12 protein-coding genes are annotated in these 13,911 nt (G+C 35.6%); 4 read left to right on the forward strand and 8 right to left on the reverse strand.

Features of this window, described 5'->3' with window-relative positions:
• Positions 1 to 264: 264 nt before the first annotated feature.
• Both parC and parE read right to left on the reverse strand, forming a co-directional pair.
• Positions 265 to 2,700 carry a DNA topoisomerase IV subunit A gene (gene parC / locus NST60_RS20130; protein ID WP_016203663.1) on the reverse strand — a complete coding sequence of 812 codons (2,436 nt, stop codon included), beginning with the start codon at positions 2,698 to 2,700 and terminating at the stop codon, positions 265 to 267.
• The gene (gene parE / locus NST60_RS20135) at positions 2,697 to 4,676 is read right to left on the reverse strand and encodes a DNA topoisomerase IV subunit B (protein WP_016203662.1); all 1,980 of its coding nucleotides are present in this window, start codon (positions 4,674 to 4,676) and stop codon (positions 2,697 to 2,699) included. Before parE ends, parC begins: the two co-directional genes overlap by 4 nt.
• A 641-nt stretch (positions 4,677 to 5,317) precedes the next feature.
• Here parE and NST60_RS20140 point away from each other — a divergent pair.
• Positions 5,318 to 5,635: a helix-turn-helix domain-containing protein gene (locus tag NST60_RS20140; RefSeq protein ID WP_101729091.1), complete on the forward strand. Its 318-nt coding sequence runs from the start codon at positions 5,318 to 5,320 to the stop codon at positions 5,633 to 5,635.
• Between the two features lie 8 nt (positions 5,636 to 5,643).
• A complete protein-coding gene (locus NST60_RS20145; RefSeq protein ID WP_341100010.1) occupies positions 5,644 to 6,438 on the forward strand; it encodes an IS3 family transposase in 795 nt (264 codons plus the stop codon).
• A gap of 75 nt (positions 6,439 to 6,513) precedes the next feature.
• Here the strand turns inward: NST60_RS20145 and NST60_RS20150 are convergent, their stop codons facing one another.
• Positions 6,514 to 7,392 (reverse strand): IS3 family transposase, encoded by an 879-nt coding sequence (locus NST60_RS20150; RefSeq protein ID WP_445304416.1) that lies wholly within the window; start codon positions 7,390 to 7,392, stop codon positions 6,514 to 6,516.
• A gap of 38 nt (positions 7,393 to 7,430) precedes the next feature.
• Positions 7,431 to 7,742 carry a transposase gene (locus tag NST60_RS26865; protein WP_445304417.1) on the reverse strand — a complete coding sequence of 104 codons (312 nt, stop codon included), beginning with the start codon at positions 7,740 to 7,742 and terminating at the stop codon, positions 7,431 to 7,433.
• Positions 7,743 to 7,825: 83 nt separating this feature from the next.
• Between NST60_RS26865 and NST60_RS20155 the strand changes: the two genes are divergently transcribed.
• Positions 7,826 to 8,008, forward strand: a complete 183-nt coding sequence (locus NST60_RS20155; protein ID WP_341100011.1) for an IS3 family transposase — start codon at positions 7,826 to 7,828, stop codon at positions 8,006 to 8,008.
• Positions 8,009 to 8,293: 285 nt separating this feature from the next.
• On the opposite strand, the gene NST60_RS20160 is transcribed toward NST60_RS20155, so the two are convergent.
• From NST60_RS20160 to NST60_RS20175, 4 genes are all read right to left on the reverse strand, one after another.
• The gene (locus tag NST60_RS20160) at positions 8,294 to 8,707 is read right to left on the reverse strand and encodes a CoA-binding protein (RefSeq protein WP_101731117.1); all 414 of its coding nucleotides are present in this window, start codon (positions 8,705 to 8,707) and stop codon (positions 8,294 to 8,296) included.
• 133 nt (positions 8,708 to 8,840) lie between these two features.
• Positions 8,841 to 9,530, reverse strand: a complete 690-nt coding sequence (locus NST60_RS20165) for a DNA alkylation repair protein (RefSeq protein WP_016203660.1) — start codon at positions 9,528 to 9,530, stop codon at positions 8,841 to 8,843.
• A gap of 146 nt (positions 9,531 to 9,676) precedes the next feature.
• The gene (locus NST60_RS20170; protein WP_169188649.1) at positions 9,677 to 11,389 is read right to left on the reverse strand and encodes a glycosyl hydrolase family 18 protein; all 1,713 of its coding nucleotides are present in this window, start codon (positions 11,387 to 11,389) and stop codon (positions 9,677 to 9,679) included.
• A 192-nt stretch (positions 11,390 to 11,581) separates the two neighbouring features.
• Positions 11,582 to 12,001: a GNAT family N-acetyltransferase gene (locus NST60_RS20175; protein WP_016203659.1), complete on the reverse strand. Its 420-nt coding sequence runs from the start codon at positions 11,999 to 12,001 to the stop codon at positions 11,582 to 11,584.
• Between the two features lie 448 nt (positions 12,002 to 12,449).
• On the opposite strand from NST60_RS20175, the gene NST60_RS20180 reads away from it, so the two are divergent.
• Positions 12,450 to 13,565 (forward strand): IS4 family transposase, encoded by a 1,116-nt coding sequence (locus NST60_RS20180; RefSeq protein WP_016201461.1) that lies wholly within the window; start codon positions 12,450 to 12,452, stop codon positions 13,563 to 13,565.
• Positions 13,566 to 13,911 lie beyond the last annotated feature (346 nt).

Raw genomic sequence — 13,911 nt, forward strand, 5'->3', positions numbered from 1 at the left:
TGGCAAAAGTGGTTTTCATTCGTCTGATGAACGCCATTTTTCTTATCGTTCTTGGCAAAAGTGGTTTTCATTCGTCTGATGAACGCCATTTTTCTTATCGTTCTTGGCAAAAGTGGTTTTCATTCATTTACTACTGTATACCTCATTATCCCTCCCGCTCTAAAATTGCTGCTTTCTCTACAATCAAAACCAAATACTCTCAAAAAAAAGATTCCCAACCTGCAAAGACATTTTGCAAATTGGGAACCCCTCAAACTATTTTATTTACGCTTCATCGTGAGTAATTTTTTCTTCCCACAATTCTACAATTTTGCCTGCTTCTGTTTCATCAATAACAAAGGAACCATTTGAATAACGATCATTAAAGCGGAGCTCGCCAACTTTAACAGATTCTATTTCTCCTTTTTCTGTTTGAAGATAAACAGTATCTTGTGCTTCAAGTATAGCCATACCAACAACTCGATGCGGGTTCGCTTTTAATTCACGAAGCATGATTAAACCTCGTTTTGCTCTTCCAGAGAACTCAAATTCAGTTAGCTTCATTTTCTTTATCGAACCACGCTGTGTCATGATAACGACACTTTCTTTTTGAGGATTCGTAATAACCTTACCAGCTATGACATAATCATTATCTTTTAGATTAATGCCTTTGACACCAGCTGCTCTAGCACCAACGATATTAATTTCTTCTTCATGGAATCGTAGTGCATAACCAATATGTGTGGCAATTAACACTTCTTGTTTACCATTTGTAAGATGGACATCAACTACTTCATCGTCACCTTTAAGATTAATAGCTACTAATGGTTTTGAGTAACGCTGTGCTTTATAGTTAATCAATTCTGTTTTCTTTGCCATACCATTTTTCGTAAAGAAAAGCAGGTATTGAGGTCTTTCAAAGTCCTTAATTGGCATTGCCTTAATAATCGATTCATCTCGATCAATCGGAATAATATTTGAAATATGTTGACCTAAATCTTTCCAACGAATATCAGGCAATTCATGAACTGGTAAATATAAATAGTTGCCTTTGTCTGTGAACAATAACACAACTTCAGTTGTATTTACATCGATTTTAGCAAGAATTCTATCTGTATCCTTCATGCCAAAATCTTGACCATTGCTTGCTGCATAAGAACGTTGACTCGTACGTTTAATATAGCCATCTTTTGTAACCGTTACAATAACGTCTTCACTTGCTACTAATACTTCCAGATTGATTTTGATTTCTTCAATTTCATCTTGGATTAATGTACGTCTTTCGCTTACAAAGCGCTTTTTCACGTCTTTTAGTTCTTTTTTGATAACGGAAAGCAATTTCTTTTCACTTGCTAATATAGCAGTCCACTCGTCAATTTTATTCGCTAAGTCTTCTGCTTCTGCTTGTAATGCTGTTATATCTGTATTTGTTAAACGATATAATTGTAGTGACACGATTGCTTCTGCTTGTGGCTCAGTAAATTGAAAGGCGGCAATCAAGTTATTTTTCGCATCTCGTTTATCCTTTGATGCACGGATAGTTGCAATGACTTCATCTAGAATTGACAATGCTTTTATTAATCCATCTACAATATGTTGACGATCCTTTGCTTTTTGCAGATCAAATTCTGTACGACGCTTAATTGTTTCTTTTTGATGCTCTATATACGCATCTAATAATGCAATAATGCCCATAAGCTTTGGACGCTTGTTGTAAATGGCAACCATATTAAAGCTGTACGTAATTTGTAAATCTGTATTTTTAAATAAGAAATTTAAAATTCCATTTGCGTCGACTTCTTTTTTTAGCTCGATGACAATTCGTAAGCCTGTTCGATCTGTTTCATCTCTTACTTCTGCAATCCCTTCGACTTTTCGGTCTAATCGCAATTCATCGATCTTTTTAACGAGATTGCTTTTATTTAACTCATAAGGAACTTCCGTAATCACGATTTGCTGTTTACCGCCTCGTAATGTTTCAATATCGGTTTTTCCACGGACAATGATTTTTCCTTTACCGGTCTCATACGCTTTTTTAATGCCTTCTACCCCTTGGATAATTCCGCCTGTTGGAAAATCTGGACCTTTGATATGCTTCATAATGTCTTCTACTGTGCAATTTGGCGAATCCATTCGCTCAATTACACCATCAATTACTTCACCTAAATGATGGGGAGGTATATCTGTTGCATATCCTGCTGAAATACCTGTCGAGCCATTGACTAAAAGGTTTGGAAATTTTGCTGGCAAGACAGTTGGCTCATTCGATGTATCATCAAAGTTTGGAATGAAATCTACGGTTCTTTTTTCGATATCACGCAGTAATTCTGCAGAAATTGCCGAAAGTCTTGCTTCCGTATAACGCATTGCTGCCGGTGGATCTCCGTCAATACTTCCGTTATTTCCGTGCATTTCAATTAAAACATTCCGAACCTTCCACTCTTGACTCATACGCACCATAGCTTCATAAACGGATGAATCTCCATGTGGATGGTAATTACCGATAACGTTACCGACTGTTTTTGCTGATTTTCGAAAGTTTTTCTCATGTGTATTACCTTCTTCATGCATAGCATAAAGAATTCGACGCTGAACAGGCTTTAGTCCATCCCGTGCATCAGGTAAAGCCCGCTCTTGGATGATGTATTTACTATACCGTCCAAAACGATCACCGAGAACATCCTCCAAAGGCAAATCACGGTATTGCTCTAATGAACTCATGATGGGCTCTCCTCCTCAGTGACCATAATATTTTCGTTTTCCAGAATGTTACCTTCTTCTTCTAATCCGAATGCAACATTTGCTTCAATCCATTTTCTCCGTGGTTCTACTTTATCACCCATTAAAGTTGTTACACGACGTTCCGCTCGTGCAAGATCATCTATTTTAACACGTATTAACGTTCTAGTTTCCGGATTCATGGTTGTTTCCCATAATTGATCGGCATTCATCTCGCCAAGTCCTTTATATCGCTGCAAAATATAACCTTTGCCGATTTTTTTAATCGCATCTTGCAAGTCATCGTCACTCCATGAGTATTCGATTACTTCTTTTTTTCCAGAACCTTTACTTACCTTGTATAGAGGTGGTAGGGCGATGTATACTTTACCAGCTTCTACAAGTGGTTTCATATAACGATAGAAAAACGTTAATAGAAGTACTTGAATATGTGCCCCATCTGTATCCGCATCTGTCATAATAATGACTTTGTCATAGTTAGTGTCTTCTACATTAAAGTCCGCACCAACGCCTGCGCCGATCGCATGAATAATTGTATTAATCTCTTCATTTTTAAAGATATCTGCAAGCTTTGCTTTTTCCGTATTGATTACTTTCCCACGAAGAGGCAGTACTGCTTGGAAGCGACGATCTCTTCCTTGTTTTGCTGAACCACCCGCCGAATCTCCTTCCACTAAATATAATTCATTTTTCTGTGGATTTTTCGATTGGGCAGGTGTGAGCTTACCCGAAAGAACCGCTTCGCCGCGCTTACGCTTTTTCCCACTTCTTGCTTCTTCTCTTGCTTTTCGAGCTGCTTCTCTTGCTTGTGCTGCTTTAATCGATTTTTTAATTAAAAGCGAACTGACTTCAGGGTTTTCTTCAAAGAAATAGGCTAAGTGTTCCGATACAACGGCATCTACAGCAGATCTTGCTTCACTAGTCCCTAATTTTCCTTTTGTTTGTCCCTCGAATTGTAGTAAGTCTTCTGGTACTCGCACGGAAACTATTGCAGATAGACCCTCACGAATATCAGAACCATCTAAGTTTTTATCCTTTTCTTTGAGAAGACTAACTTTACGTGCATATTCATTAAACATCCGAGTCATTGCTGTTTTGGCACCAGCCTCATGTGTACCGCCGTCTTTCGTGCGGACATTATTAACAAATGACAAAACATTTTCTGAATAGCCATCGTTGAATTGAAAAGCATATTCTACTTCAATTCCATTACTTTCACCCTCAAGGCTAACTACTGGATGAAGTGTATCTTTCTCTTCGTTTAAGTATTCAACAAATGCTTCGATTCCATTTTCATAATGAAAGACACTTTGCTCATTGTTTCTTTCATCAATAATTTCAATTCTTAATCCTTTTAATAAAAAGGCAGATTCTCTTAATCGCTCACAAAGCGTTTCATAGTTATAAGTAGTCGTTGAAAAAATCGCTGGATCTGGCTTAAAGTGAATCGTTGTTCCAGTTTGATTTGTTTTTCCGACTTTTTCTAATGTTGTGACAGGTTTGCCGCCATTTTCAAAACGTTGTTCATAAATAAAGCCATCACGCTTTATCTTTACAACAACCCATTCTGATAATGCGTTAACTACCGAAGCCCCTACGCCATGTAGACCACCACTTGTTTTGTAGCCACCTTGTCCAAATTTTCCTCCAGCATGAAGAATGGTAAAGATAACTTCAGGAGTTGGCTTTCCAATCTTATGCATTCCAGTCGGCATTCCACGTCCTCTATCTTTAACACTTATGGAATTGTCACGATGAATTTTTACAATAATCGTATCTCCAAATCCAGCCAGTGCTTCATCGACTGCGTTATCTACAATTTCATATACAAGATGATGCAAACCTCTAGAATCTGTACTCCCGATATACATACCAGGACGTTTTCTTACAGCTTCTAAACCTTCTAACACTTGAATGGCATCATCATTATATTCGAATGCTTGCTGATTCTTTGCCACTGACATACCCCTTTCACTTCTACAAATCCGACATATTATCTTTCTATGTATCATGTCGAACAATTGTTTATGTATTCGTCTAAAAAACTAATTATCCTCTAAAATCAAAAAAATTTATCGGATAACTTCTTTTCTTGTTAGACGAGCTTAAAAGAAGGCTTTTCTTTCAACCTTCTTTTTTCTTTCAATTATATTGAATTATTATAAACAGTTGTTGATACCAATTCCCGAAACAGAACATTCGTTCTCGTATCGTATTGTAGCACATAATTACATTTTCCACGTTTTTTTTCAAATTTTATCTTTCGATTTTTTCCCGGCAAAACCAATATTATACCAATCATCGCAAAAGCAAAAGAACTTTTTTAAAGAGGATTCCCTCTTTTTATCTATATTATGTTAACACAGATTCTTTGGAAAAACGAATAAGTTTCGAAAAACAATGTGCATTTTTAGCGAATGACAGCGTTTTATCCATTCAAATTAACCAATTTTATTCACTATTCCTTTATAAAATAATAAAAAAAGGCAGAATGATTTTTTCTTAATTGGACTAACCTAAATTAGTGAGACAATATAAAACACCTCCATAATGGCCATACTTGAAATAAGTATGGAATATTAATCGGAGGTGTTTTTGCATGGGCAAAAATATTTATACAAGTGAAATCAAATGGGCGGTAGTAAGGGACAAGCTTGAAGGGAAATTAACAACAAGAGAAATTATGGGTAAGTATGGAATTAAGAATAAATCTCAAGTTGAAACATGGATGAGATGGTATGAAAATGGGGAGATTTATCGGTTTGACCAACCAATCGGTAAACAATACACATTCGGACATGGTCCGGAATCTTTAAGCAAGGATGAGCGAATTAATAATCAACTTACTCACCTAAAGATGGAGAATGAAATCTTAAAAAAGTATTTGGCGATGAGAAAGGTGTCGATAAAAGGATAGTAGTACAATTGGTTGAACAATTTCGAGAAAAATATAGTGTTACCTCCATTTTAAAAGTATTGGAGGTTCCTCGTTCTAGTTATTACCGTTGGACAAAAGGTTTTGGGGAACATAAAAATGAGCATGAAGAGCTGATTATTGAAATCTGTAAGGCTACAAAATATAGAAATGGTCACCGTAAAATTAGAGCTATTTTAAAGCGAGATCATCATATTCATCTCAATAGGAATACAGTTCAAAAGATTATGCAGAAGTATCATTTGCAGTGTAGGGTGAAGCCGAAACGTAGATGGAAATCACAAGGAGAGAGTGAAGTAATCGCACCTAATATTATTAATCGAGATTTTAGCGCATGTAAACCAAATGAGAAGTGGGTAACGGATATTACGTATATTCAATATGGTAGCGAGACTCTATATCTGTCTCCAATTATGGATTTGTACAATAATGAAATCATAGCTTATAAGGTTTATAACCATCAACAAACACCTTTAGTAATTGATACTTTGGAGGAAGCTCTAGATAAGCGGTATCAGCCAGAAGGAGTTATAATTCATTCTGATCAAGGAAGTGTGTATACTTCATATACCTTTCAAAATTATGTGAAAGAAAATCATATGATAAGTAGTATGTCCAGAAGAGGAAACTGTTGGGATAATGCCGGATTAACCCCCGTATTTTGGACAGTATCTCTCTTAATCTCGCTTTATCTTAAAATTACATTGTATTTCATTTCCTTTTGTCCTTTTGAGAGGATAGCCATTTCCTCCACTCCTTCAAGGGTAAAGGCTGCGCCCGACTAGCGTCGCCCTTGATTCCATTCCAGCAATGGCTGAAATAAACTTTGGGACAAAAGGAAGAAAAAATGGAAGGGGCGATTAAACCCGTACCTCTTTGATTTTCATGTTTTCACATTGTTGCTTTTCATAAAATTCATTTGGCGATAAGTCTAAAATGCTAGAATGCATGCGTCTTTCGTTATAAAACACCATAAACTCTGAGACTGCCTCATAGGCTTGTGCATACGTCTCGAACTGCCATCTTGATAAACAATCATCCTCAAAAATTCTATGAAAAGACTCAATGTGAGCATTCATATTTGGAGTTTTTGGCGGAATTCTTTCATGTTCTAGTGTATATTTTTCACAAAATTCCTCAAAGGTATGGGAAATAAACTGTGGTCCATTATCTGTTCGAATCACAGGTTTTTCCAATTCATTAATCTGTTGGCGTTTGAATAATGCCCGTAAAAGTGTTTGCTTTAGGTCTTTTGCCGTGCAGCTTAATCCCATATAGTATTCGACAATACTGCGATCATAAACATCGATGATCGATAATACAAAGAAGAATCGATCTTCACCTTCGATGTAGCCATATTTAATATCAATCTCCCACAATTGATTCGAACTCTTAATCGTACGATTTCGAGCTAGTTTTCTAGGATATGAGACTTTCTTTTGCCGTTGTGGGCGTAAAATATCTAGTTCTTTGCATAATCGATAAACCTTTTTCTTATTGATTATGAGATTGTATTTTCGACGAAGTAATTTAGTTAATTTGCGGTAGCCATAGTTAAAGGCATCACCTGCAATTTCTTCAAGTAGGTATTCTTTGATTTGTTCGTCTGATACTTTTTGACCGTCCTCTTTGATGGAATAACCGGGTGCTGGACGTCCCTCACTTACTTTTTTCTCTTCCACACGATAGTTCTTTTGATAATAATATGTGGATCGAGAAATACCGATAATTTTCAGCACTTTTGCGATTGGGTAGCCTTTTTGAATCCAATTATCGGCTACTTCAAGTTTTTCAGCAAGTGAGGGTTTTTCTTTTTTATAAGGTCTCGTAGAATAGCGATTTCAAGGTCTTTTTCACCTAAAATTATTTTAAGTTTTTCATTTTCCTTGGATAACTCTTTAGAATCAAGATCTGGCAGTACAGCAACATCTACTTCACCGTATTTGCCGTCTTTATATTCACGAATCCAACGACTTACCATGTTGGGATTCAGTTCATATCGACGGGCTACTAAGGAATTATTGCCGGTCTCAGTGGCTTCTTTTACGACTTGTAATTTGAAATCTTTTGAGTGTTTTGTTCGTTTCATGTTGTCAGCCTCCTTGGTACATTAAGTAGTATAATACTTATTACTCTTACTGTCCAAGTTCATTTAGGGGCTTTAGAGATGCGGTGATTGAATCTTTTCATTCAAATCTAAAAGCCGAGGAATTTCAGTATTGTAAGTTTAATACGTTATCGAATTTAGAGGTTATTTCTAGAGTAGAAGGATATATTCATCATTATAATGAAGATAGAATTCAAGCAAAATTAGGCTACTTAACTCCAAAAGAATTTGGGTTAAATGCAGCTTAATGGGGATTAGGGTTCACTTATCATGTAAAAAAGACGTGCACTTTATTTGGAGTGGCGGGCATGATAGCCTAATTAGGCTAAGCCAGATTCTATTGAAGATAGCTGGCTTCCTGGCTAAAGAATCTATGCCCGCAGAGGCTCCAAGTAAAGTGACAAAGTGCCTGAATTATTTCCAGTAAAGAACCAATATCAAATTAGTCGAAAAGTGTTAAATTTAATAATGGTTAGGTGTTTTATATATGTCTCATTTCGCTAGGTCAGTTCAAATCACTCTGCCTTTTTTTATTATTTTGTCATCGCATGTTCGACTTTAATGCAACGATCCATGATTACCGTATACCCTTTTTCTTTTAAATCATCAAACGTTTCTTCATGTACTAGTCCCAATTGTGCCCAAAATACATCTGCATCTATTTTTTCGAACTCAGCTGCAACCTCTGGCAAATATTCAGATCTTCTAAATACATTGACAATATCGACATGTCCTTCAATATCTGTTAACTGCTTAACCGCTTTAACTCCAAGTACCTCGTCTACAGTTGGATTAACAGGAATAATTTCATATCCAGCATTTTTCATTGCTTCTGAAACCATATAAGAGGTCCTAGAAGGATTATCACTTAAACCAACAACCGCAATTCTCTTTGCTTTTTTTAAAATTTCACCAATTTCTTCACGACTTGGATTATTAATAGCCATTTTAACCGCTCCTTTTTCTATCATTTTTTATACGTTTCCCCAAATCAGGGAAGAAAAAACTACAGAAAGCATTCCTACATGCCACTTTAACAATAGCAAATTTTTCTAGTTTTCTAAAGAAAGTTGCATTTAATTAAATATATTTACTGCCTTCACGTATACTTAACTTAGATAAACTATGTTCGTGAATAAACTGTCTAACTGATTCTGGATTGGTTTTTGAGTATTCCCTTAAACTCCAGCCAATCGCTTTTTGAATAAAGAATTCCTTACTTGATGCATTATGCAAGATATATCGGTACAGGCGACTTTCTTCTGTATCTTCTTTATATTTAAGCTGAAATAGTATAGAAGCTCTTCGCAGCCATAAATGATCTCCATAAGCCCAAGTCTCTATTACTTCATCCTTCACTTCTGGAGCGATCTTTGCAATATGACCAACGGCATGAGGAGCAATGCTATCAACTGTATCCCACCAAGATTTCGTCATAATCAACTTTTCAAATAAGGGGAGGTCCTGCTTACTTATTTTTTTCAGTGATTTGTTTATATAATCTAACGCTGCATATTGGTATTCACGCTCCTTTTTCTCCCACAAACTTTGCACAAAATTTTGCTGAAAGTCTAACTTTAAAAGGTCTGTTTCTGAAAAAAACTGTTTCATCAGCGCTCTTCGTTCCGGTGTTTTAATACCTAAAAACTTGAAATGATTCTTCATATATTTTTCCATCGGTATGGCCTTTTCTCTATCCTGATTTTGATCAAATATAAAAGACAAGTTTTCTAATAAGTTACTAGTTAAATTATCCTTGGATTTATTCATAAATATGCTCCTTCTTGTTAACTTCATCATTACTTAACGGTTAAATCCATATTATAATTAAAATGAACCTCACAACAAGCATTTATTTCCAAATATAGTGTATAAAATGCAAAAACCACTTTCCTCAAAAGAAAGTGGTTTCTTCGTTACTGTTTCTTTGTTTCTAAGGATAGTGCATTCCATGCTGTTTCGTTTGCAAAAGTGCGGGACCAACTTGCAAGTCCAGCTAACTCATATTTTTCTACTAATTCGGCTCTTTTTGCTAAAGATAGTTCATCTTCCAGCCAAATTTTATAGGTAGATTTTGTTTTCTCGTCAAAATATTCCCCATAGTTTTGACCGCTAACTTCATCGTACGTTGGTGTCACTTTATACTTTTCTAACCATTCCTCGACCTTTGCCATTGAAAGTGCCTTAGAAGATATTTCTCCGCTTTCCTTCTCTTCCCATAAACGAGCATATAAAGGTACACCTAAAACGAGCTTATCATTTGGAACAATATCGAGTAAGGTTTCTAAATTAGCCTCTACCCAAGGGAAACTCGCTACACTCCCAGCAATTGGACTTGTCGCCCAGTGCTCATCATATGCCATTACAACTAAATAATCGACGATTTCAGCTAGGTGGTCACGCTGTAAAAATGCAGAATAATTTCCGCCAGCGATAAACGTAATGTCCATGGACACTGTAATTCCCGCCTCATGTAAATATGGCGTTGCTTCTCTCACAAACTGAGTGACATATTTACCATCTTCTTCGCGAACATTTTCAATATCAATGTTAATCCCATCTAAATTATACATTTCACTATAGACTAAAAGTTGTCTAATTATTGCTTGCCTTTTCTGATAATCCTTCAATACTTCATGTGTATTATCAGGATCAAAATTATTAGAAAACAATCCCCATACTTGATAGCCTTGTTTATGCGCCCAATCTACGTATGCTTTTGATCCTAGATTACTAACATTGCCGTCATCTCCCGACAGCTTAAACCAAGTGGGAGAAACAACATTTACACCGTTCATTTTTGGAATGCTTGAAGTATCTGGATTTCTAGAGTATACGGCTTCCCAAGTTAATTGGATAGGACCGTTGATTTTATTCAGTTTTGGTTCCTTCTGTTCTAATTCTACTTGAACAACCGCTGATTTACCTTTTTCAACATATTTCTTTTTCACAAATCCAGCGATTCCATTCTCTTTTCTAACAAAATAAAAGTCTTCTTCTTCTTTTTCAATTGTTATATGCTCACCAGGAGCTAAGTCATCTGTATAAGGAGAGTATAATGTTGCTTCTGAACGCAATCTTGTGAAATCTTTTCTCACCTTTTTAGATGTAAATATCCCATCCGCTCTTTCTTGGCCATTTTCTTCTAAAAGAACAACATGCTTATCATCTAAAATGGTGTATTCGATTGGATAAAAACTTGCTAATGGATCAAGTGCAACATAAATCGTTCCATCCTCATCTCTTAATGGATGAAAAGAAAGCTCCGTATTTTTATCATTTACATAATAGGAAACGGAATCGGATGGAAATTGAATCACTTTATCTTTTGTCGTCACAATAACGGAATTACTATTTTCATCATACGTAATGCTGTCATCTATTTTTTCTTGCCATATTTTTAAAGGTAAATATACCGTATCCTTATCAAAGATTGCATTGCCGATCTGTTCCCCATTTAAGAAGATAGGGTTTTCTCCTTGAAAGTAATTTATCTTATCTTTATTACCGAATGGGTAAAAAATTAACAGGATAGTAGAGATTACAACTAATAATACAGCTAGAATAAAACCAATAAAGAGTTTTTTATTTGGCGTTTTTTTTTGAAAGGAATAATTTATTTGTGTCATTTGTACCTCCTTGAAGTAGTCCTTTTGCTGTTTCAATTACTAGAATAATAGCCGTAATGAAAACAGAGCTAGTTTCATATTAACACAGATTTCGACAAAAAAAGAACCACCAGACATTGACAGATGGCTCTCCCCATATTAATCAAATAATTATACTTCCTCATTATATCCGATCCTAATGTAGAACAAGATTCACTTATATTCAGTAAAGTTCTTTCGAAATCCATAAAAAGCACGATAACCTTTGGTTTCATAATAGGTATGTGACGTACTGGATGCCAGCATTTCTACTCTAGTATTTGGATATAAACGATGGACATAGTATAATAAATTATGTCCAATCCCTAAGCTCCTATATGTCTGATCAATTAGCAATTCACAAATATACATAGTAATTGATTGATCTGTCATCCCCCTAATATAGCCGATTATTTTATCATCTAACATTGCAACATAAGCAATATTAGAATGATTCCAAGCGGATATTGTATCTTCTTTTTTGGCTACTAAGTTATTCCACTGTTCTTCTCTATTTAATGCGTGTATAGATGGGAAATCATCTTCTTGATATTTTCGCACCTGTATTTCCAGTCCGTTTTTTAACTTAATCATCTTTTTTCTCCTAATTTTTTATTATCTTTATAAAATGGTGGGTACTTATTGCCGATAACGGCATTATTACGATTGCTAAAAATAGGATAAGAAAAATATCTGTAGCGATTGTATAGTCAATCCATTTATTATAAAGTGAAACTTCCATCAGTGGGGGTTTTCTTCATCCCCCACTGATGGTTAGTTGAACCAATCGGACCTTTACGGACAGTTGATCTCCCACCTATCTTCCTCGTATTCTCATATGCTTGAGGGGGAGTCGTACTGTCCGTTAAGAGTGGGATAGAAATAATAGACTATTCTAAAATCACTAGTGTTGCATTAATTTATTTTTACTATTAAAAATACTCAAAATGTTCCATTTTATTATTTTATGCAAAGAAAAAGTCCTTTATAATGGATAAGTCAGGTGGTAACCCGTCCAAATCCACTAAAAAAGGACCAACTCATGGACAAGATTACACGAAAAACTTCATTTGGACAATGGTTTTCACCAATAAATCTTCAACTTTTTGAAGAAACCGTGAAAACGTTGAAATTAGATTACTATACGAAAAAACTAAAAACAGACTCATTTCTAAAATTACTCCTTTTTGCACAGCTACAAGAAGTCGAAAGTTTGCATGAGCTAAGCGATTGTCTTTTCGACGACCAACTACAAAAAGGCATTGATCTTGATTCAATCAGTATTTCTCAGCTCTCACGCCGATTAAACGGTATAAATCCAGATTTATTTCAAAGGCTTTTCCTTGATTTAGTCGCACAAATTCATGCAAAAACACATTATACAAAGCTTATTATGCCGTTAAAAATCATTGATTCAAGCACATTGCCACTTAATTTGACCAATCATAAATGGGCAAAGTTCCGCAAAACAAAAGCGGGTGTCAAGTTGCATTTGAGACTTGTGTTTATGGAAAAAGGGAGTTCCTATCCTGAAAAGGCTGTTTTAACAACGGCAAAAGAACATGATCGTGGTCAGCTTGAAATCATGGTTGATGATAAAGAATGCATGTATGTGTTTGACCGTGGCTACCTAGATTACGAGCGCTTTGACCGAATGACAGATGATGGTTACTTTTTTCTTTCAAGGCTACGGAAAAACGCAGTCATACGGGAAGTTTATAATTTTAAACTACCCGAGAATTCAGCTGTTTTGTCAGATCAAATGGTGTTGATTGGTACGACTCAAAACCGTGCTGAAAATTACTTTCGTCTTCTAAAAGTGATGGATTCAAAAGGAAATGAACTGCATTTAATTACCAATCGTTTTGATTTGAGTGCCGAAGAAATTTCAGAGATGTACAAATCACGGTGGGCAATTGAGTTGTTCTTTAAATGGATCAAACAGCATCTCAGCATCAAAAAGTTCTACGGTCAAAGTGAATGGGCGATTCAAAACCAAGTGTTTATCGCACTGATTGTTTTTTGCCTACATGTTCTCGTACAACTTGAAACAAGAAGTAAGCGAAAAACCTTACAAATTAGCCGTTATTTAAGGGCTGCATTGTGGAAACCAGCCCATATCTGGCTTCGAAAGATTGAAGGGAAAGCCATCCCTTAATAAGCAAATTGTTGTTGTCGCACAAGTCTAATTGTAAAAAAAACCCAAATGGATGGAGCCACCTTTGAATAGGTATTTACCTTTTTGGCTCTAAACAAGGAGGATAATCAGACTGAAAATTGCGACAATATTTATGCAACACTAGTGTTCTAAAATAAATAATAAAAAAGATGATTAGTAAAAAATAAAATACAAAACTATCACTAACGTCGCATAAATATTGACTGAATTTTCTGTTTTATTATTTTTCCGTTTGAGAAGAAAAATGAAGACACGTGAACAGAGGTAGTAATCATCCATTTTTTCACTATAACCTTTGGCGAGGGCGACAGAGACGGTTAAACCT

Source organism: Niallia sp. FSL W8-1348 (assembly GCF_038006745.1).
GTDB lineage: Bacteria > Bacillota > Bacilli > Bacillales > Cytobacillaceae > Niallia > Niallia alba.